We start from the raw sequence: 1,664 nt of genomic DNA, 5'->3' as shown, positions 1-1,664 counted from the left end.
ATCTTGACGATGACCTACTCTCACATGGGGAAACCCCACACTACCATCGGCGATGCATCGTTTCACTGCTGAGTTCGGGATGGGATCAGGTGGTTCCAATGCTCTATGGTCGTCAAGAAATTCGGGTACCGAATCGTGGCCGGCTGGCCGCGCTTCAGCAAATTGGGCAGGTGATAGATTTGTGTGTTTCTCGAACTTTCGGTTCATTGCGTCTTCACACACCGCAATCTGGCCTTTCGACGCAAATTGCTTGGGTGTTATATGGTCAAGCCTCACGGGCAATTAGTATTGGTTAGCTCAACGCCTCACAGCGCTTACACACCCAACCTATCAACGTCGTAGTCTTCGACGGCCCTTCAGGGGACTCAAGGTCCCAGTGAGATCTCATCTTGAGGCTAGTTTCCCGCTTAGATGCTTTCAGCGGTTATCTATTCCGAACATAGCTACCCGGCAATGCCACTGGCGTGACAACCGGAACACCAGAGGTTCGTCCACTCCGGTCCTCTCGTACTAGGAGCAGCCCCTCTCAAATCTCAAACGTCCACGGCAGATAGGGACCGAACTGTCTCACGACGTTCTAAACCCAGCTCGCGTACCACTTTAAATGGCGAACAGCCATACCCTTGGGACCGGCTTCAGCCCCAGGATGTGATGAGCCGACATCGAGGTGCCAAACACCGCCGTCGATATGAACTCTTGGGCGGTATCAGCCTGTTATCCCCGGAGTACCTTTTATCCGTTGAGCGATGGCCCTTCCATACAGAACCACCGGATCACTAAGACCTACTTTCGTACCTGCTCGACGTGTCTGTCTCGCAGTCAAGCGCGCTTTTGCCTTTATACTCTACGACCGATTTCCGACCGGTCTGAGCGCACCTTCGTACTCCTCCGTTACTCTTTAGGAGGAGACCGCCCCAGTCAAACTACCCACCATACACTGTCCTCGATCCGGATAACGGACCTGAGTTAGAACCTCAAAGTTGCCAGGGTGGTATTTCAAGGATGGCTCCACGCGAACTGGCGTCCACGCTTCAAAGCCTCCCACCTATCCTACACAAGCAAATTCAAAGTCCAGTGCAAAGCTATAGTAAAGGTTCACGGGGTCTTTCCGTCTAGCCGCGGATACACTGCATCTTCACAGCGATTTCAATTTCACTGAGTCTCGGGTGGAGACAGCGCCGCCATCGTTACGCCATTCGTGCAGGTCGGAACTTACCCGACAAGGAATTTCGCTACCTTAGGACCGTTATAGTTACGGCCGCCGTTTACCGGGGCTTCGATCAAGAGCTTCGCGTTAGCTAACCCCATCAATTAACCTTCCGGCACCGGGCAGGCGTCACACCCTATACGTCCACTTTCGTGTTTGCAGAGTGCTGTGTTTTTAATAAACAGTCGCAGCGGCCTGGTATCTTCGACCGGCGTGGGCTTACGCAGTAAATGCTTCACCCTCACCGGCGCACCTTCTCCCGAAGTTACGGTGCCATTTTGCCTAGTTCCTTCACCCGAGTTCTCTCAAGCGCCTTGGTATTCTCTACCCAACCACCTGTGTCGGTTTGGGGTACGGTTCCTGGTTACCTGAAGCTTAGAAGCTTTTCTTGGAAGCATGGCATCAACCACTTCGTGTTCTAAAAGAACACTCGTCATCAGCTCTCGGCCTTGGAATC

Annotated in this window: 1 rRNA gene and 1 other annotated feature (1 of these 2 cut by a window edge); the gene reads right to left on the bottom strand. The window is 52.9% G+C overall.

Annotated elements, in window-relative coordinates:
- Position 1: 1 nt before the first annotated feature.
- Positions 2 to 117: ribosomal RNA gene (rrf, locus tag FHW68_RS27020) — 5S ribosomal RNA — on the bottom strand.
- A 144-nt stretch (positions 118 to 261) separates the two neighbouring features.
- Positions 262 to 1,664: a sequence feature (most likely nonfunctional fraction of RNA operon), on the bottom strand; it runs 2,947 nt beyond the window's last position.

The organism is Pseudomonas sp. Tn43 (assembly GCF_014192635.1).
Taxonomy (GTDB): domain Bacteria; phylum Pseudomonadota; class Gammaproteobacteria; order Pseudomonadales; family Pseudomonadaceae; genus Aquipseudomonas.
This window is presented reverse-complemented; position numbering and strand designations above follow the sequence as displayed.